The sequence below is a fragment of the Streptomyces sp. NPDC030862 genome (genome assembly GCF_055571835.1).
The window spans coordinates 477,224-493,849 of sequence record NZ_JBVIEN010000006.1 but is presented as its reverse complement, the minus strand read 5'-3'; the positions used below and the strand labels follow the sequence as shown (position 1 = coordinate 493,849).

Genomic DNA, 16,626 nt, shown 5'->3' with positions numbered 1-16,626 from the left:
TCAGCGTCAGCCCTGGGCGGCCTTGGCGAACTTGTCGCCGGCGAGCTTGGCGAGGTCGTTGACGCTCTTGCCGGCGTTCGCGACGCCGGGCAGGTACATGACCCGGCTCACGCCCGCGCCCTGACGGGCGACGACCACGTTGATCGTGAGCGCCATCTCGCCGCCGAGGTCCATGCTCAGGGCGACGCCGTGGGTCTCCTCGCCGCTCTTCGGCGCGTCCAGCTTCGCGACCTTGATCGCCATGGGCGTGCCCTCCAAGTCCGAGCTGAAGGAGGTGCACTTGTCCGCGGCGGTGCCGACGGACTTCATAAAGTCCGCGGCGCCGGTGCCGGAGAAGGTCATGACCTGGTGGTTGAGCTGGCTCGCGCCGTTGTCACCGCGGAAGTCCTCTTCGGCGCCGACGGTCGCACCGGCGACCTTCTTCTGCAGCATGTCGGTGAGAGGCTGGCACTCGGACTTGTCGACCTTGTACGGGGAGCTGCCGGACTCGGTCGGGGCGTCGGCCCAGCCCTTGGGCAGGTCGGCGACGGCGAGCACGCCCGCCTTCATCTGCGCCTCGGTCAGCGGCTTCGCCGCGGCCTCCGCCGGCTTCTCCGCGGACTTGCCGGGCGCCTCGGAGGACTTGGCCTTGTCGGAGCCGCCCTTGTCGGCGGAGCCACCGCACGCGGCGGTGAAGGTGAGCGCGGAAACGGTGAGCGCGACGGCAGCGCCGCGACGAATGCGGGTACGCATGAAGATGTGTTCTCCCCTTGGGATGTGGATGTTTCCGGGGAGCACGGTTCCCCCCTCCCCGCCGGTGATCGGCCGGGCTGAGGATACACACATCGGAGGCAAAGGCTCCGCCTATTTACGAACTGACTTTCGAGAGAACCCGCTTCACGGGTGGTCGAGGCGCAGCCGGGTGGCACGGGGCAGGCCCGCGACGACGAGGTCGTACGAGTCCTCGATGAGCTCGCGGAGGAGGCGGTCGGGCAGGCCGGAGACCGTGACGGTGTTCCAGTGGCGCTTGTTCATGTGCCAGCCCGGAACGATCGCGGGGTGCTCCGCGCGCAGCCGTACCGCGATCTCCGGGTCGCACTTGAGGTTCACGGTCAACGGGCGGGCGTCCAGGGCCGCGAGGGCGAACATCTTGCCCTCGACCTTGAAGACCGAGGTGTCCGGCCCGAAGGGGAAGTCCTCCACCGCGGCGTTGAAGGAGAGGCAGAAGGCCCGCAGCCGTTCCGGAGTCATGCCGCCTCCCGATCCGGTTCCGGTTCCGGCTCCGGGGCCGGCTCGGCGAGGACCGTGACGATCTTGTTGCGGCGGCCCGCCGGGGACTCGGCCGTCAGCCTCAGGGCGCGGCCGTCCGGCAGGTCCACCACGGCGCTCGCCCCGGCGATGGGGACGCGGCCGAGGGCCTTGGCGAGCAGCCCGCCGACCGTCTCGACGTCCTCGTCGTCGTACGCGTCGAGACCGAAGAGCTCGCCGAGGTCGCCGATGTCAAGGCGGGCGGTGACGCGGTAGCGGCCGTCGCCGAGCGGTTCGACGGGCGGCAGTTCGCGGTCGTACTCGTCGGTGATCTCGCCGACGATCTCCTCCAGGATGTCCTCGATGGTGACGATGCCGGCGGTGCCGCCGTACTCGTCGATCACCACCGCGCAGTGGTTGCGCTCCTTCTGCATCTCGCGCAGCAGGTCACCGGCGTTCTTGGTGTCGGGGACGAAGGCGGCGGGCCGCATGGCGGTGGAGACGAGGTCGCTCTCGGCGTCGCGGTTGATGTGGGTGCGGCGGACCAGGTCCTTGAGGTAGACGATGCCGACGATGTCGTCCTCGTTCTCGCCGGTCACGGGGATGCGGGAGAAGCCGGAGCGCAGCGCCAGCGTCAGGGCCTGGCGGATGGTCTTGAAGCGCTCGATGGAGACGAGGTCGGTGCGCGGGACCATCACCTCGCGGACGAGGGTGTCGCCGAGCTCGAAGACGGAGTGGACCATCCGCCGCTCGTCGTCCTCGATGAGGGACTCCTGCTCGGCGAGGTCGACCATGGCACGCAGCTCGGCCTCGGAGGCGAAGGGGCCCTTGCGGAAGCCCTTCCCGGGGGTGAGGGCGTTGCCGATGAGGATCAGCAGCTGCGGGACCGGGCCCATGACGCGGGCCAGCGGCAGCAGGACGTACGCGGCGGCGGTGGCGGTGTTCAGCGGGTGCTGGCGGCCGATGGTGCGGGGCGACACGCCGACGGCGACGTACGACACGAGCACCATCACGCCTATCGCGACCAGCAGCGCGGACCAGGTCTCGGCGAACTCGTTCAGGCAGACGTACGTGACGAGGACGCCGGCCGCCATCTCGCAGGCGACGCGTACCAGCAGCGCCACGTTCAGGTACCGGACCGGGTCGGAGGCGACCTGGGCCAGCTTGGCCGCGCCGCGCCGCCCGGCCCGTACCGCCTCGGCGGCGCGGAAGCTGGACACGCGCGCGATGCCGGCTTCCGCGCAGGCGGCGAGCCACGCGACCACGACCAGCGCGACCGCGCCGAGGAGCAGTTGGGCGGTCATGAGACGGTCGGCGCCGGGGAGGGGCCGGTCAGGCCCTTCTCCGCCCGCCAGCCGTCGATGATCGCCGCCTGGAGGCCGAACATCTCCACCTTCTCGTCCGGCTCCTCGTGGTCGTAACCGAGCAGGTGCAGCACGCCGTGGACGGTGAGCAGCTGGAGCTCCTCGTCCATGGAGTGCTGCGTGGGGGCGTCCTGGCCCTGCTTGGTGGCGACCTCGGGGCAGAGCACGATGTCGCCGAGGAGCCCCTGCGGGGGCTCCTCGTCGTCCTTGGACGGCGGGCGCAGCTCGTCCATAGGGAAGGACATCACGTCGGTCGGGCCCGGCAGGTCCATCCACTGGATGTGGAGCTGCTCCATCGCCTCGGCGTCCACCAGGATCACCGAGAGCTCGGAGAGCGGGTGGATGCGCATGCGGCCCAGGGCGTAGCGGGCGACATCGAGGATCGCCTGCTCGTCGACCTCGGTGCCGGACTCGTTGTTGACGTCGATCGACATGGTGCTGGTGTGCTACTTCCCGTTTTGGTTGTCGTACTTCTCGTACGCGTCGACGATACGGCCGACGAGCTTGTGCCGGACGACGTCGTTCGACGTGAGCATCGAGAAGTGGACGTCGTCGACCCCGTCCAGGATCTCCCGGACCTGGCGCAGACCGCTCTTGGTGCCGCCCGGAAGGTCGATCTGGGTGATGTCACCGGTGATGACGATCTTGGAGTCGAAGCCGAGCCGGGTGAGGAACATCTTCATCTGCTCGGGGTTCGTGTTCTGTGCCTCGTCGAGGATGATGAACGCGTCGTTGAGCGTCCGGCCGCGCATGTACGCCAGCGGCGCGACCTCGATCGTGCCCGCCGCCATCAGGCGGGGGATCGAGTCGGGGTCGAGCATGTCGTGCAGCGCGTCGTACAGCGGCCGCAGGTACGGGTCGATCTTCTCGTAGAGCGTGCCGGGCAGGAAGCCGAGGCGCTCGCCCGCCTCGACGGCCGGCCGGGTCAGGATGATCCGGGTGACCTGCTTGGACTGCAGGGCCTGGACGGCCTTCGCCATGGCCAGGTACGTCTTGCCGGTGCCCGCCGGACCGATGCCGAAGACCACGGTGTGCTTGTCGATGGCGTCGACGTACCGCTTCTGGTTGAGCGTCTTGGGGCGGATGGTACGGCCGCGGCTGGAGAGGATGTTCTGGGTGAGGACCTCCGACGGCGTCTCGACGCCCCGTCCCCCCGTCTCCTCCTTGAGCATGGCGATGGAGCGTTCCACTGCGTCCTCCGTCATCGGCTGCCCGGTGCGGAGCACCAGCATCATCTCGTCGAACAGGCGCTGGATCAGGGCGACTTCCGTCGCGTCGCCGACCGCGCTGATCTGGTTGCCCCGGACGTGGATGTCGGCCGCCGGGAACGCCTTCTCGATGACGCGCAGCAGCGCGTCACCGGAGCCGAGCACCGTCACCATGGGGTGCTTGGCAGGCACGGTGAAGTGGGCTCGGACCTGGTCCTGGTCTGTGGGTGTGTGAGTCATGGGCCGGCTCTCTGGCCTGCACATACCTCCTGCTGCAGGGTTCTCGCCGATCGAGACCCTCTGGACTGTCCAGCGTACGTCGTGCGACTGACAGGTCCGAAGGCTTTTCCCAAGGAGGGCGCGCTCACACCGAGCGGCGGAAGCCGATCGTCGGCACGGCCCGCCGCAGCGGCCAGGGCCGGATCGGGGCGGGGAGCAGGGACTCCAGGAACGCGTACCGGCGCAGCGCCTCGGGGTCCTGGTCGCCGCACTCCTGTACGTACTCCCACCAGGCCGCCACCTCCACCCAGCCCGGCGCGGAGAGCGACCCGCCGAACTCCTGCACCGACAGGGCGGCGGTCAGCCCGGCGAAGGCCAGCCGGTCGGCGAGCGGCCAGCCGGCGAGCGTGCCGGTCACGAACCCGGCCACGAAGACGTCTCCGGCCCCGGTCGGGTCGAGCGCCTCCACCTCGATGGCCGGCACCTCGGCGGTCTCCCCGGTGCCGGAGTCCACGGCGTACGCGCCCTCCGCGCCGAGGGTGACGACCGCGAGCGGCACCTTGTCGGCGAGCGCGCGGGCGGCGGCGCGGGGGCAGGAGGTGCGGGTGTAGCGCATCGCCTCCTCGGCGTTGGGCAGGAACGCCTCGCAGTGCTCCAGGCCGGGCAGGGCCGCGAGGTCCCAGCGGCCGGTCTCGTCCCAGCCGACGTCGGCGAAGATCCGGGTGGCGTGGCGGGCCGCTTCGGCGACCCACGGCTCCGGGCGGCCGGGTACGAGCGAGGCGACGGCGGCACGCGCGCGGGGCGGGTACTCCGGCAGGTGTCCCAGGGTGGCCTCCGGGGGCGGAGCCTCGTGACCGTGGGAGACCATGGTCCGCTCACCCTCGTACGCCATGGAGACGGTGACCGGGGAGTGCCAGCCGGGGACGGTGCGCGACCGGGAGAGGTCGATGCCCTCGCCCTGCTCCAGGGCGTCCCAGCAGTAGTCGCCGTAGTGGTCGTCGCCGAAGGCGGCGGCGAGGGAGGTGCGCAGGCCGAGGCGGGCGAGGGCGGTCGCCATGTTGGCGACGCCGCCGGGGCTGGAGCCCATGCCGCGGGCCCAGGTCTCGGTGCCGCGCACGGGGGCGGAGTCGAGGCCGGTGAAGATGATGTCGAGGAAGACCGTGCCGGTGAGGAAGACGTCGCACGTGGGATCGCCGGGGGCGCGCAGGGGGGCCAAGGGGTCGACGCCGGCAGTGTGTTGTAGCTGCTGCTGCTCTCCTCTGGGTGTGGTCACTGCGGGCTCCCCGGTCGCGGTACGGACGTGGCCAGTGTGCCTGAACCCGGGCGGTCGGCGGGGGTGAAGGACGCGCCGAGAACCACCCTCTTTACCCGGCCTCCCGGCAAACAAACGACTTGTGATACAGATCACATATACACGGCTTCTCGCCCGCGTCGCCCGCTTGATACAAATTGGCGCGCGTTCCCGTGCGCGTTCCGCTTCCCCGCGACGTTTCGTGCGGCGTTCCCCTGCGACGTTTCCGTGCGACGTCCGCTTCCGTGAACCCGTGGACAGACACGAGCGCTCTCCTCTCGCTTCGCTCCCCTCCCCCTCCCGCCTTTCTGTCCGCTGGAACGCCCATGCCCTCGCGCCCGCGCGCCCCGTGGCCCCTCGTCGCGCTCTTCACCGCCGGCTACCTCGCCTCGTACCTCCTGCCGACCGTCGTCGGCCGCCTCTCCGCCGGACTCGGCCTCTCCCCCGCCGAAGCCGGGCTCGTCGGCTCGACGCTGCTGCTGTGCTCCGCCACCGCCGGGTTCACGCTCGCGGCCCGCGTGGAGCGCTACGGGCCCCGGCGCCTCGCCCGGGCCGGCCTGGCGCTGGCGGTGGCCGGCTACGGCGGCGCGGCCCTCACCTCGTACGTCCCGCTCGTCGTGGCGGGCGCCGCGGTCGGCGGCTTCGGCTCCGGTACGGCCCTGGCGGTCGCCGCGGCCGGGATCGCGGGCCGACTCGACCCGCACCGCACCTCCACGCTGGGCCTGCTGTCGGTCTCGGCGACGGCGGGCGCGCTGTATCTGACGCTGCCGCACCTGGGCGGTGGGCACGTGCTGCCGTTCGCGTCGCTCGCGCTCGCCGCGGCGGCGGTGTGGCCCGCGACGTCCCGGCTGGAGACCGGCCACGACACCGGTGAGGTGCGCGAGGAGAGGGCGCCGCTGCCGCGCCTGCGGGCCGGGGTGGTGCTGGCGGCCGCGATGGTGTGCTGGTCGATGGCGCAGAACGCCCTGTGGGGTGTCAGCGGCCGCATCGGCCTCACCCAGGCGGGCCTGAGCGAGGTCACGGTGGGCGCGGTCTTCGCGGCCGCCCTCGGCGCCGGGCTGCTGGGCGTCACGACGGCCGGGGCGCTCGGCTCCCGGCTCGGCCGGGCGGTGCCGATCGGCCTGGGCACGGTCGCCATCGCGGGCTGCATCGCGCTGAGCTCCTCCGCCGAGGGGCTGGCGTCCTTCGCGACCGGCGAGATCCTGTGGAACGCCTGCTACCCGGTCGTCCTGTCGTACGTGATCGGCCTGGCCGCCTCGCTGGACCCGCGCGGCCGCTGGGCGGTGCTCGTCGGCTCGGCGTCCTCGCTGGGCACGGCATGCGGCCCGGTCACCGGGAGCCTCCTGTCGGAGGGGGCGGGCTACCCGGTCATGGGCCTGGTCCTCGGCGGGCTCCTGCTGCTGCTCGCCGTGCCGATGACCGCCGTGGCCCTGCACACCTCGGGCCGCCCGCTGGTGCCGGGCGCGATCCGGCGCCGGGGCGGCGCGCCCGCGGCCGTGGTCGCGGCCACCGCGGCGCCCACGGCGCTGGCGCCCCAGGTCGGCGCCCCGGAGCAGCCGGTCGCGGAGATCCCGGTCGCCGACCTGGCCGACCTGCGAGGGCCGGCCGCCGCGACGCAGCGGGCCTACGGCCTCGCGGAGTCGACCGCGTCGGCCGATTCGGGCGAGCCGAAGTCGTACGCCTCGACCTCGGCGAGGTAACGCGCCCTGCGCTCCTCGTCGTGGTCGAGGAAGGACGCCGTGAAGGAGTTGCGGGCCAGCTCGCGCAGCTGCTCCTGGTCCAGGCCGAGGGCCTCGTGGACCGCGTGGAAGGTGTCGCCGACGTAGCCGCCGAAGTAGGCGGGGTCGTCGGAGTTGACGGTGACCAGGAGCCCGGCCTCCAGCATCCGCTTCAGCGGGTGCTGCTCCAGGATGTCGATGGCGCGCAGCCGTACGTTCGACAGGGGGCACAGCGTCAGCGGCACCCGCTCCCGCGCCAGCCGCTCCATCAGCTCCGGGTCCTCCACCGCGCGCAGCCCGTGGTCGATCCGCTCGACACCGAGCACGTCCAGGGCCTCACTGATGTATGCCGGCGGGCCCTCCTCGCCCGCGTGCGCGACCTTCCGCAGCCCGAGCGCGGCGGCCGCCTCGTACACCTCGGCGAACTTCGACGGCGGGTGGCCCACCTCCGCCGAGTCCAGCCCGATGCCCGCGATGCGGCTCAGGTACGGCTTCGCCGCCTGGAGCGTCTCCATCGCGGACTCGGCCGGCAGGTCGCGCAGGAAGCACATGATGAGCTGCGTGGAGACGCCGTGCCGCTCCTCGCTGTGGTCCAGGGCCCTGGCCAGCCCCTCCACCACCGTGCCGAGGGGGATGCCGCGGTTGGTGTGCGCCTGCGGGTCGAAGAAGATCTCGGCGTGGCGCACGCCCTGCGCGGCGGCGCGCGCCAGGTAGGCGTCGGCGAGCTCGGCGAAGTCGTCGGCGGTGCGGAGCACGGCCATCAGCCCGTAGTACAGGTCCAGGAAGGACTGCAGGTCGCTGAAGAGGTACGCCTTACGCAGCTCCTCGGTGTCGGCGTAGGGCAGGGTGACGCCGTTGCGGGCGGCGAGGGCGAAAGCGAGCTCGGGTTCGAGGGTGCCTTCGATGTGGAGGTGGAGTTCCGCTTTGGGGAGGGGTGCCATGGTGCCTGCCTGCCTCGATCACTTTCCGGGAGTCTGCGCAGCGTAACGCGCCCGGTCACGCATCGTGCTCGTCGGCGTACTCCATGGGCGGGTGGGCGACCGGCCAGACGGGCCCACCCGCAGGGCGGGCCGTCAGGCGGACCGGCGTTCGCGGACACGACCTAGCGCTTGGGCAGCGGCACCCGGACGAGGTCGTGGGCGACGGTCAGCTCGCCGTCGAAGCCGGCCGCGCGGGCCTGGGGGGCGAAGACGGCCGGGTCGCCGTAGCGCTGCGAGAAGTGCGTGAGGACGAGGTGGCGTACACCCGCCTCGCGCGCCACCGAGGCCGCCTGGCCGACGGTGAGGTGGCCGTGTTCGAGGGCGAGGGACTCGTCCTCGTCGAGGAACGTCGACTCGATGACGAGCAGGTCGCAGCCCTCGGCGAGCGCGTACACGCCGTCGCACAGCCGGGTGTCCATGACGAACGCGAACTTCTGCCCGCGCCGCACCTCGCTGACGTCCTCCAGGCGTACGCCGCCGAGCCGGCCGTCGCGCTGGAGGCGGCCCACGTCGGGGCCCTTGATGCCGTGCTCGGCGAGCTTGGCGGGCAGCATGCGGCGGCCGTCGGGCTCGGTCAGCCGGTAGCCGAAGGACTCGACGGGGTGCGAGAGGCGGCGCGCCTCAAGGGTGAAGCCCCGGGTCTCGGCGAGCACGCCGTCGTCGGCGACCGGTGCCTCCGTCAGCCGCACGGTCTCCCGGTAGGCGGTGGCGTACCGCAGGCGGTCGAAGAAGCGCTGCCCGCTCGCCGGGTAGTGCGCGGTGACCGGGTGCGGGACCTTGTCGAGGTTGATGCGCTGGATGACGCCGGCGAGTCCGAGGGAGTGGTCGCCGTGGAAGTGGGTGACGCAGATCCGGTTGATGTCGTGCGCGGCGACCCCGGCGCGCAGCATCTGGCGCTGCGTGCCCTCGCCGGGGTCGAAGAGCAGACCCTCGCCGTCCCAGCGCAGGAAGTAGCCGTTGTGGTTGCGGTGGCGGGTGGGCACCTGGCTGGCGGTGCCCAGCACCACGAGTTCACGGACCGACATCGGCGTCGACTACCCGGGGGGCCAGTTGAGGCCGCGGCCGCCGAGGACGTGCGCGTGGGCGTGCCAGACGGTCTGCCCGGCGCCGGTGCCGGTGTTGAAGACGATGCGGTAGCCGGTGGAGTCGACCTTCTCCGCCGCGGCGACCTCACCGGCCTCGCGCAGCACGTCGGCGGCGATCTCGGGCGCGGCGGCCGCGAGCGCGGCGGCGTCGCGGTGGTGCGCCTTGGGGATCACCAGGACGTGGGTGGGCGCCTGTGGGTTGATGTCGCGGAAGGCGACGGTGGTCTCGGTCTCACGGACGATCGTGGCCGGGACCTCCCCCGACACGATCTTGCAGAACAGACAGTCGCCCTGCGGCTCTCCGGCCATGCTCCGGCCCCTTCTCGAATCGGATCATCTCGAATCGGATCATCACTACGGACGCAGCTTATCCGTGACGATCACGACCAGCGCCCGGTCCTCCCCAGCAGCAGGGCCGTGGCGGCCGTCCCCGCGGTGGAGGTGCGCAGCACGCTGCGCCCCAGCCGGTAGGGCCGTGCGCCCGCCTCCGCGAAGGCGGTCAGCTCCTCGGGCGACACACCGCCCTCGGGCCCGACCACGAGAACGATCTCGCCGGTCGCGGGCAGGTCGGCGGTGGCCAGCGGCTCGGCGCCCTCCTCGTGCAGGACGGCGGCGAAGTCGGCGGCGGCGAGCAGCTGCGCGACCTGCTTGGTGGAGGCGGCTTCGGCGACGTCCGGGAAGCGCAGGCGGCGGGACTGCTTGCCGGCCTCGCGGGCGGTGGCACGCCACTTGGCGAGGGACTTGGCGCCCCGGTCGCCCTTCCACTGGGTGATGCAGCGGGACGCGGCCCACGGCACGATCGCGTCGACGCCCGTCTCGGTCATGGTCTCGACCGCGAGCTCGCCGCGGTCGCCCTTGGGCAGGGCCTGCACGACGGTGATCCGGGGGCTCGGCCCGGGCTCGGCCCGCACCTCGCTCACGGCCACGTCGAGGCGGTCCTTGCCCTCGACGGCGGCTACGGTGCCGTACGCGCCGGTGCCGGCGCCGTCCGTCAGGATGATCTCCTCCCCGACGCGGAGGCGGCGTACGGAGACGGCGTGCCGCCCCTCGGGTCCGTCGAGGGTCACGGTGCTCCCGCCGGTGATCCGATCCAGGTGCTCGACGACGAAGACGGGCGCGGTCATGCGGCCCCCCGCAGCGCGAGCGTGGCCGCCGCGGCCCGCAGTTCGGTGGTGAGCACCTCGACGAGCTGGGCGGCGGGCAGCGCGCGGGCGAGCCGGTGCCCCTGGCCCGCCCACAGCGCCATGCCCTGCGGGTCGCCCGCGGCCGCCGCGGCCTTCCGCAGGCCGCTGGTGAGGTGGTGCACCTCGGGGTACGCGGCCGGTGCGTACGGCCCGTGTTCCCGCATGAACCGGTTCACCAGACCGCGCGCGGGCCGCCCCGAGAAGGCCCGGGTCAGCTCGGTGCGCGTGAACAGCGGGTTGGTCATGGCCTGCTTGTGCAGGGTGTGCGCGCCCGACTCGGGGCAGACGAGGAACGCCGTGCCGAGCTGCGCGGCCTGCGCGCCCGCCGCGAGGACGGCCGCGATCTGGCTGCCGCGCATCAGCCCGCCGGCGGCGATCATCGGTATCTGGACGGCCTCCCGGACCTGCGCGATGAGCGCGAGCAGCCCGGTGCCGCACGCGTCCGTCTCCGGATCGTCGCGGTGCGTCCCCTGGTGCCCACCGGCCTCGACGCCCTGGACGCAGACGGCGTCGGCGCCCGCGTACTGCGCGGCCTGCGCCTCCTCGGGCGAGGTCACGGTCACGACCGTGTACGTCCCGACGCGCGCGAACGCGTCGAGGGTCTCGCGGGTCGGGCAGCCGAAGGTGAACGACACCACCGGCACCGGGTCGTCGAGCAGGATCGCCAGCTTGGCCTCGTAGCCGTCGTCGCGTCCGGCGTCCGGGTCGCCGAGCGGTGTGTCGTACCAGTTGGCCTCCCCGGCCAGCTGGTGCCGGTACACGTCGACGGCGGCGGCGTCGGCGTGCCCGGGCTGCGGCATGAAGAGGTTCACCCCGAAGGCCCGCGAGGTCAGCCCCCGGACCTGTGTGACCTCCTGGTACATGCCGTCGGCCGTTTTGTAGCCGGCGGCGAGGAAACCGAGCGCGCCCGCCTCGGACACGGCGGCGACGAGCTGCGGGCAGGAGGCACCACCCGCCATGGGTGCCTGCACGATCGGGTACCGGCAGAGATCGGTCAGTGCGGAGGACATGCACGCATGGTGTCACGCCACGGGTCCGCCTCCGAATCCCGCCCGCCCCCGGTTCCGCCCCCTGGTCCGCTGGGGTGTCTCCCGGGGGCTCGCCCCCTCCGGAACGCCCCGGAACACCCCCGGAACGCCCCCGAACCGCCAAGGCCCGGAACGCCGCTGACCGGGGGCACGGGCCCCCGGTCAGCACCGATCACCGCTGGATCTACCGGCGGATCACCGACGGATCACCGACGGCTAGCGTCCGTTGAACGCGTCCTTCAGGCGCGAGAACAGCCCCTGCTGCCCCGGCTGGAACTGACCCGTCGGCCGCTCCTCGCCCCGCAGCTTCGCCAGCTCCCGCAGCAGCCGCTCCTGCTCGGCGTCGAGCTTCGACGGCGTCTGGACCTCGACGTGCACGATGAGGTCGCCGCGTCCGCCGCCCCGCAGGTGGGTGACGCCCCGCCCGTGCAGCGGGATCGACTGACCCGACTGCGTACCGGGCCGGATGTCGACCTCCTCCATCCCGTCCAGCGTCTCCAGCGGCACCTTCGTGCCGAGCGCGCCCGCCGTCATCGGGATGGTCACCGTGCAGTGCAGGTCGTCCCCGCGCCGCTGGAAGACCGCGTGCGGCAGCTCGTGGATCTCGACGTACAGGTCGCCGGCGGGGCCGCCGCCCGGGCCGACCTCGCCCTCGCCCGCGAGCTGGATGCGGGTGCCGTTGTCGACACCGGCCGGGATCTTGACCGTGAGCGTACGGCGGGACCGTACGCGCCCGTCGCCGGCGCACTCCGGGCACGGCGTCGGCACCACGGTGCCGAAGCCCTGGCACTGGGGGCAGGGACGGGACGTCATGACCTGGCCCAGGAAGGACCGGGTCACCTGGGAGACCTCGCCGCGGCCGCGGCACATGTCACAGGTCTGCGCCGACGTACCGGGCGCGGCGCCCTCACCGGAACACGTCGTACAGACGACGGCGGTGTCGACCTGGATGTCCTTCGTCGTACCGAAGGCGGCCTCGTTGAGGTCGATCTCCAGCCGGATCATCGCGTCCTGGCCGCGCCGGGTCCGCGAACGCGGGCCGCGCTGGGACGCCGTCCCGAAGAAGGCGTCCATGATGTCGGAGAAGTTGCCGAAGCCGCCCGCGCCGAAGCCGGCGCCCGCTCCCGCGCCGCCGGAGGCGGACAGGGGGTCGCCGCCGAGGTCGTAGACCTGCTTCTTCTGCGGGTCCGACAGCACCTCGTAGGCGGCGTTGATCTCCTTGAACCGCTCCTGCGTCTTCGGATCGGGATTGACGTCCGGGTGCAGCTCGCGCGCGAGCCGCCGGAACGCCTTCTTGATCTCGTCCTGGGACGCGTCGCGGCGTACGCCGAGTACGGCGTAATAGTCCGTGGCCACTACGACTCCGCCAGGATCTGTCCGACGTAACGTGCCACTGCGCGTACCGCTCCCATCGTTCCGGGGTAGTCCATGCGGGTCGGTCCGACCACGCCGAGTTTGGCGACTGCCTCGTCGCCCGAACCGTAGCCGACCGCGACGACGGACGTGGAGTTCAGCCCCTCATGGGCGTTCTCGTGCCCGATGCGTACGGTCATCGCCGAGTCCTTGGCCTCGCCGAGCAGCTTCAGGAGCACCACCTGCTCCTCCAGCGCCTCCAGCACCGGCCGGATCGTCAGCGGGAAGTCGTGCCCGAAGCGCGTCAGATTGGCGGTCCCGCCGATCATCAGCCGCTCCTCGGTCTCCTCCACCAGCGTCTCCAGCAGCGTGGCCAGCACCGTGGAGACCGTCCCGCGGTCCTCCGTCTCGAACGACTCGGGGAGGTCCTGCACCAGCTGCGGCACATCGGTGAAGCGCCGCCCCACGACACGGCTGTTCAGCCGCGCCCGCAGGTCGGCCACGGACTGCTCGCCGAACGGCGCGGGGCAGTCCACCATGCGCTGCTCCACCCGGCCCGTGTCGGTGATCAGCACCAGCATCAGCCGGGCCGGGGCCAGCGACAGCAGCTCCACGTGCCGCACGGTGGAGCGCGTGAGGGACGGGTACTGCACGACCGCGACCTGCCGGGTCAGCTGCGCGAGCAGCCGCACCGTACGGCCGACGACGTCGTCCAGGTCCACCGCGCCGTCCAGGAAGTTCTGGATCGCGCGGCGCTCCGGCGTCGACAGCGGCTTGACGCCGGCGAGCTTGTCGACGAAGAGCCGGTAGCCCTTGTCCGTGGGGATGCGGCCCGCGCTGGTGTGGGGCTGGGCGATGAAGCCCTCGTCCTCCAGCACCGCCATGTCGTTGCGCACGGTGGCCGGCGAGACGCCGAGGTTGTGGCGCTCCGTGAGCGCCTTGGAGCCGACGGGCTCCTCGGTGCCGACGTAGTCCTGGACGATGGCGCGCAGCACCTCGAGTCTGCGTTCGCTGAGCATCGCGCGCACCTCCAGCTGGCTTCGGTTACTCGGTGTCCATTGGCACTCGACGGGTCCGAGTGCCAGGTATCACCCGGCCAGTGTACGGCGCCGGGGTACGCCCCTAGCAAGGGCGGCGGCCACGCTACCGCGCTAGCGTCACGGTATGGACGTCAGCTGGGAGGACTTCGGATGGGAGCGGCTCGCCGACGGTGTGGGCCGTCGGCGGCTGCCCGTCTGGGACGCCACCACCGCCCTGGTGGCCGGTGAGGACGCGGCTCTGCTCTTCGACACGGGGGCCACGCTCCGCGAGGGGGCGGAGATCCGGGGGCAGGCGCAGAAGCTGCTCGGCGGGGGGCGGAGGGTGACGCATATCGCACTGAGCCACCCCCATTTCGATCATGTGCTGGGTACGGCGGCGTTCGCGGGGGCGGAGGTGTTCGGCGCGGTCGGCGTCGACACGCTGCTGGACCGGGAGCGGGACGACCTGCGGGCGGACGCGGTCCGGCACGGGGTGGCCGCCGCGGAGGCCGTCGAGGCGGTGGACGTGCTGGTCAGGCCGCACCACCTGGTGACCGGCGAGTGGACGCTCGACCTGGGCGGGCGGCAGGTGCTGCTGGCCAACGTGGGGCCGGGCCACACCGGTCACGACCTGGTGCTGCTGGTGCCCGGCGCCCCGGAGGTCGTCTTCTGCGGGGACCTGGTGGAGGAGTCGGGCGACCCCCAGGCGGGCCGGGACGCCATCCCGTCGCGCTGGCCGGCCGCGCTGGACCGGCTCCTGGAGCTGGGCGGGGAGGACGCGCTGTACGTGCCGGGGCACGGCGCGGTGGTCGACGCCGCCTTCGTACGCGCCCAACGCGATGAGCTGGCCCGGCGGTTCGGGGTGTCGTAGCGTCTGCCGAATGCGCAGTTACGACCCTGATCTGACGCCCTCGTGGAAGCGGCCGCCGGCCCCGGTGCCGGAGGTGCCCGCCGAGCCGGATCTGGTGGTGGAGGAGGTGGGGACCGGTTTCTGCGGGGCGGTGATCCGCTGTGAGGCGGGGACGGTGACCCTGGAGGACCGGTTCGGCAAGCACCGGGTGTTCCCGCTGGCCCCGCGCGGGTTCCTGCTGGAGGGCCGCCCGGTCACCCTGGTCCGCCCGTCCTCCGCCGCTCCGGTACGGCCCGCGCGAACCGCCTCGGGTTCGATCGCCGTCCCCGGCGCACGCGCGCGGGTGGCCCGCGCGGGGCGCATCTATGTGGAGGGCCGCCACGACGCGGAGCTCGTGGAGCGGGTGTGGGGCGACGACCTGCGCGTCGAGGGCGTGGTCGTCGAGTACCTGGAGGGCGTCGACGACCTGCCCGCGATCGTCCGCGGCTTCGCGCCCGGCCCGGACGCCCGCCTCGGGGTCCTGGTGGACCACCTGGTGCCGGGCTCCAAGGAGTCCCGCATCGCGGCACAGGTCACGGACGCCCACACGCTGGTCGTGGGGCACCCGTACATCGACATCTGGGAGGCCGTGAAGCCGTCGGCGGTGGGCATCCCGGCGTGGCCCGCCGTCCCCCGGGGCCAGGACTGGAAGACGGGCGTGTGCCGCGCCCTGGGGTGGCCGGAGAACACGGGAGCGGCGTGGCGGCACATCCTGTCCCGGGTGCGGGACTGGAAGGACCTGGAGCCGGAGCTGCTGGGGCGGGTGGAGGAGCTGATCGATTTCGTGACGGCGCCGTAGGGCCGCCGCGAGGGCGGTTCCGGGCGGCTCAGTCCACCAGGTCCCGCACCACCGCGTCCGCCAGCAGCCGTCCGCGCAGCGTCAGTACGGCGCGCCCCTCGGCGTAAGGACCGGGGTCCAGGAGACCGTCCCTTACCGCGCGCTCGGCGGCGAGCAGGCCCGCGGGCTTGAGCAGCTCCAGGCCGCAGCCCTCGCGCAGCCGCAGTTCCAGCAGCACCCGCTCGACCCGACGGTCCTCCTCCGAGAGGACCTCGCGGCCCGCGCCCGGCGAGCGGCCGGCGGCCAGGGCGGCGGCGTACGCGCCCGGGTGCTTGACGTTCCACCAGCGCACGCCGCCGACGTGGCTGTGCGCGCCGGGGCCCGCGCCCCACCAGTCGGCGCCGCGCCAGTACAGCTCGTTGTGCAGGCACCGCCCGGCCTCGGAGGTCGCCCAGTTGGACACCTCGTACCACGCGAACCCGGCCCCGGACAGGACGTCCTCGGCGATCAGGTACCGGTCGGCGTGGACGTCGTCGTCGGTCATCGGCACCTCGCCGCGCCGGATGCGCCGCGCCAGCTGCGTGCCCTCCTCCACGATCAGGGCGTACGCCGAGACGTGGTCGGGGCCCGCGCCGATCGCCGCGTCGAGGGAGGCGCGCCAGTCGTCGTCGCTCTCGCCGGGCGTGCCGTAGATCAGGTCGAGGTTGACGTGGTCGAAGCCCGCCGCCCGCGCCTCCGCGACGCACGCCTCGGGCCGCCCGGGGGTGTGCGTGCGGTCGAGCACCTTCAGGACGTGCTGCCGGGCGCTCTGCATGCCGAAGGAGATCCGGTTGAAGCCGCCCTCCCGCAGCTCCGCGAGGTATGCGGGGCCGACGGACTCCGGGTTGGCCTCGGTCGTGATCTCGGCGTCGTCCGCGAGCCCGAACTCGTCGCGGACGGCACCCAGCATGCGGACGAGGTCGGCTGCGGCGAGCAGGGTCGGCGTACCGCCGCCGACGAAGACGGTCCGCACCGGGCGGGGGTCGTCGCCCAGCACCTTCCGCGCGAGGCGCACCTCGTCGACGAGGGTTTCGGCGTAGTTGTCGCGCGAGGCGAGCACGCCGCCGGAGCCGCGCAGCTCGGTGGCGGTGTACGTGTTGAAGTCGCAGTAGCCGCAGCGGGTCGCGCAGTAGGGCACGTGCAGATAGAACCCGAGCGGCCGCTCACCGGCCCCGAGCAGGGCGGACGCGGGCAGCGCGCCGTCCTCGGGCATGGGCTCGCCATCGGGCAGTACGGAAGGCATA

General features: G+C 72.7%; 17 protein-coding genes. 3 read left to right on the top strand and 14 right to left on the bottom strand.

The genetic code is table 11. From position 1 onward, the window contains the following. Positions 1-6: 6 nt before the first annotated feature. The 6 genes from ACZ42X_RS19315 to ACZ42X_RS19290 all read right to left on the bottom strand — a co-directional run bounded on the left by ACZ42X_RS19315 (position 7) and on the right by ACZ42X_RS19290 (position 5,291). Positions 7-732 (bottom strand): hypothetical protein, encoded by a 726-nt coding sequence (locus tag ACZ42X_RS19315; protein WP_468291150.1) that lies wholly within the window; start codon positions 730-732, stop codon positions 7-9. 144 nt (positions 733-876) lie between these two features. Then, on the bottom strand, positions 877-1,230 hold the full coding sequence (locus ACZ42X_RS19310) for an MmcQ/YjbR family DNA-binding protein (protein ID WP_468291147.1): 354 nt from the start codon (positions 1,228-1,230) through the stop codon (positions 877-879). Then, complete coding sequence (locus ACZ42X_RS19305) at positions 1,227-2,531, bottom strand: hemolysin family protein (protein ID WP_468291144.1); 1,305 nt, start codon at positions 2,529-2,531, stop codon at positions 1,227-1,229. Before ACZ42X_RS19305 ends, ACZ42X_RS19310 begins: the two co-directional genes overlap by 4 nt. Further along, positions 2,528-3,025, bottom strand: coding sequence for an rRNA maturation RNase YbeY (ybeY, locus tag ACZ42X_RS19300; RefSeq protein WP_361413683.1), 498 nt, complete (start codon positions 3,023-3,025; stop codon positions 2,528-2,530). Before ybeY ends, ACZ42X_RS19305 begins: the two co-directional genes overlap by 4 nt. Positions 3,026-3,037: 12 nt before the next feature. After that, positions 3,038-4,039: a PhoH family protein gene (locus tag ACZ42X_RS19295; protein ID WP_361413680.1), complete on the bottom strand. Its 1,002-nt coding sequence runs from the start codon at positions 4,037-4,039 to the stop codon at positions 3,038-3,040. 124 nt (positions 4,040-4,163) lie between these two features. Beyond that, positions 4,164-5,291 (bottom strand): carbohydrate kinase family protein, encoded by a 1,128-nt coding sequence (locus ACZ42X_RS19290; RefSeq protein WP_468291140.1) that lies wholly within the window; start codon positions 5,289-5,291, stop codon positions 4,164-4,166. Positions 5,292-5,635: 344 nt separating this feature from the next. Here ACZ42X_RS19290 and ACZ42X_RS19285 point away from each other — a divergent pair, with 344 nt between their 5' ends. After that, complete coding sequence (locus ACZ42X_RS19285; RefSeq protein WP_468291138.1) at positions 5,636-7,009, top strand: MFS transporter; 1,374 nt, start codon at positions 5,636-5,638, stop codon at positions 7,007-7,009. Here the strand turns inward: ACZ42X_RS19285 and ACZ42X_RS19280 are convergent. The 7 genes from ACZ42X_RS19280 to hrcA all read right to left on the bottom strand — a co-directional run bounded on the left by ACZ42X_RS19280 (position 6,934) and on the right by hrcA (position 13,676). Next, positions 6,934-7,968 (bottom strand): adenosine deaminase, encoded by a 1,035-nt coding sequence (locus tag ACZ42X_RS19280; RefSeq protein ID WP_468291135.1) that lies wholly within the window; start codon positions 7,966-7,968, stop codon positions 6,934-6,936. The genes ACZ42X_RS19285 and ACZ42X_RS19280 overlap by 76 nt on opposite strands. 161 nt (positions 7,969-8,129) lie before the next feature. Continuing rightward, positions 8,130-9,032 carry a ribonuclease Z gene (locus ACZ42X_RS19275; protein ID WP_468291132.1) on the bottom strand — a complete coding sequence of 301 codons (903 nt, stop codon included), beginning with the start codon at positions 9,030-9,032 and terminating at the stop codon, positions 8,130-8,132. Between the two features lie 9 nt (positions 9,033-9,041). After that, the gene (locus tag ACZ42X_RS19270; RefSeq protein WP_468291129.1) at positions 9,042-9,401 is read right to left on the bottom strand and encodes a histidine triad nucleotide-binding protein; all 360 of its coding nucleotides are present in this window, start codon (positions 9,399-9,401) and stop codon (positions 9,042-9,044) included. 71 nt (positions 9,402-9,472) lie between these two features. Continuing rightward, the gene (locus ACZ42X_RS19265) at positions 9,473-10,216 is read right to left on the bottom strand and encodes a 16S rRNA (uracil(1498)-N(3))-methyltransferase (protein WP_468291126.1); all 744 of its coding nucleotides are present in this window, start codon (positions 10,214-10,216) and stop codon (positions 9,473-9,475) included. Next, complete coding sequence (locus ACZ42X_RS19260) at positions 10,213-11,286, bottom strand: nitronate monooxygenase (RefSeq protein WP_468291123.1); 1,074 nt, start codon at positions 11,284-11,286, stop codon at positions 10,213-10,215. Before ACZ42X_RS19260 ends, ACZ42X_RS19265 begins: the two co-directional genes overlap by 4 nt. A gap of 234 nt (positions 11,287-11,520) precedes the next feature. Then, positions 11,521-12,660: a molecular chaperone DnaJ gene (gene dnaJ / locus ACZ42X_RS19255; protein WP_355355927.1), complete on the bottom strand. Its 1,140-nt coding sequence runs from the start codon at positions 12,658-12,660 to the stop codon at positions 11,521-11,523. Further along, positions 12,660-13,676, bottom strand: a complete 1,017-nt coding sequence (hrcA, locus tag ACZ42X_RS19250; protein ID WP_468291120.1) for a heat-inducible transcriptional repressor HrcA — start codon at positions 13,674-13,676, stop codon at positions 12,660-12,662. The genes dnaJ and hrcA overlap by 1 nt, the downstream gene beginning before the upstream one ends. A gap of 145 nt (positions 13,677-13,821) precedes the next feature. On the opposite strand from hrcA, the gene ACZ42X_RS19245 reads away from it, so the two are divergent. Both ACZ42X_RS19245 and ACZ42X_RS19240 read left to right on the top strand, forming a co-directional pair. Continuing rightward, the gene (locus ACZ42X_RS19245) at positions 13,822-14,547 is read left to right on the top strand and encodes an MBL fold metallo-hydrolase (RefSeq protein ID WP_468291117.1); all 726 of its coding nucleotides are present in this window, start codon (positions 13,822-13,824) and stop codon (positions 14,545-14,547) included. A 10-nt stretch (positions 14,548-14,557) separates the two neighbouring features. Then, positions 14,558-15,364, top strand: coding sequence for a DUF3097 domain-containing protein (locus ACZ42X_RS19240; protein ID WP_468291114.1), 807 nt, complete (start codon positions 14,558-14,560; stop codon positions 15,362-15,364). 28 nt (positions 15,365-15,392) lie between these two features. Here ACZ42X_RS19240 and hemW read toward each other — a convergent pair whose 3' ends face one another. Further along, positions 15,393-16,625, bottom strand: coding sequence for a radical SAM family heme chaperone HemW (gene hemW / locus ACZ42X_RS19235; protein ID WP_468291111.1), 1,233 nt, complete (start codon positions 16,623-16,625; stop codon positions 15,393-15,395). Position 16,626: the final 1 nt, after the last annotated feature.

What these genes read in the sequence shown, in the direction of transcription:
- ACZ42X_RS19305 (WP_468291144.1), bottom strand. Translation starts at nt 2,531, where the DNA reads ATGACCGCCCAACTGCTCCTCGGCGCGGTCGCGCTGGTCGTGGTCGCG.
- ACZ42X_RS19270 (WP_468291129.1), bottom strand. Translation starts at nt 9,401, where the DNA reads ATGGCCGGAGAGCCGCAGGGCGACTGTCTGTTCTGCAAGATCGTGTCG.
- ACZ42X_RS19315 (WP_468291150.1), bottom strand. Translation starts at nt 732, where the DNA reads ATGCGTACCCGCATTCGTCGCGGCGCTGCCGTCGCGCTCACCGTTTCC.
- ACZ42X_RS19260 (WP_468291123.1), bottom strand. Translation starts at nt 11,286, where the DNA reads ATGTCCTCCGCACTGACCGATCTCTGCCGGTACCCGATCGTGCAGGCA.
- ACZ42X_RS19310 (WP_468291147.1), bottom strand. Translation starts at nt 1,230, where the DNA reads ATGACTCCGGAACGGCTGCGGGCCTTCTGCCTCTCCTTCAACGCCGCG.
- ACZ42X_RS19285 (WP_468291138.1), top strand. Translation starts at nt 5,636, where the DNA reads ATGCCCTCGCGCCCGCGCGCCCCGTGGCCCCTCGTCGCGCTCTTCACC.
- ACZ42X_RS19245 (WP_468291117.1), top strand. Translation starts at nt 13,822, where the DNA reads ATGGACGTCAGCTGGGAGGACTTCGGATGGGAGCGGCTCGCCGACGGT.
- hemW (WP_468291111.1), bottom strand. Translation starts at nt 16,625, where the DNA reads ATGCCTTCCGTACTGCCCGATGGCGAGCCCATGCCCGAGGACGGCGCG.
- ACZ42X_RS19265 (WP_468291126.1), bottom strand. Translation starts at nt 10,216, where the DNA reads ATGACCGCGCCCGTCTTCGTCGTCGAGCACCTGGATCGGATCACCGGC.
- ACZ42X_RS19280 (WP_468291135.1), bottom strand. Translation starts at nt 7,968, where the DNA reads ATGGCACCCCTCCCCAAAGCGGAACTCCACCTCCACATCGAAGGCACC.
- ACZ42X_RS19240 (WP_468291114.1), top strand. Translation starts at nt 14,558, where the DNA reads ATGCGCAGTTACGACCCTGATCTGACGCCCTCGTGGAAGCGGCCGCCG.
- hrcA (WP_468291120.1), bottom strand. Translation starts at nt 13,676, where the DNA reads ATGCTCAGCGAACGCAGACTCGAGGTGCTGCGCGCCATCGTCCAGGAC.
- ACZ42X_RS19275 (WP_468291132.1), bottom strand. Translation starts at nt 9,032, where the DNA reads ATGTCGGTCCGTGAACTCGTGGTGCTGGGCACCGCCAGCCAGGTGCCC.
- ACZ42X_RS19295 (WP_361413680.1), bottom strand. Translation starts at nt 4,039, where the DNA reads ATGACTCACACACCCACAGACCAGGACCAGGTCCGAGCCCACTTCACC.
- ybeY (WP_361413683.1), bottom strand. Translation starts at nt 3,025, where the DNA reads ATGTCGATCGACGTCAACAACGAGTCCGGCACCGAGGTCGACGAGCAG.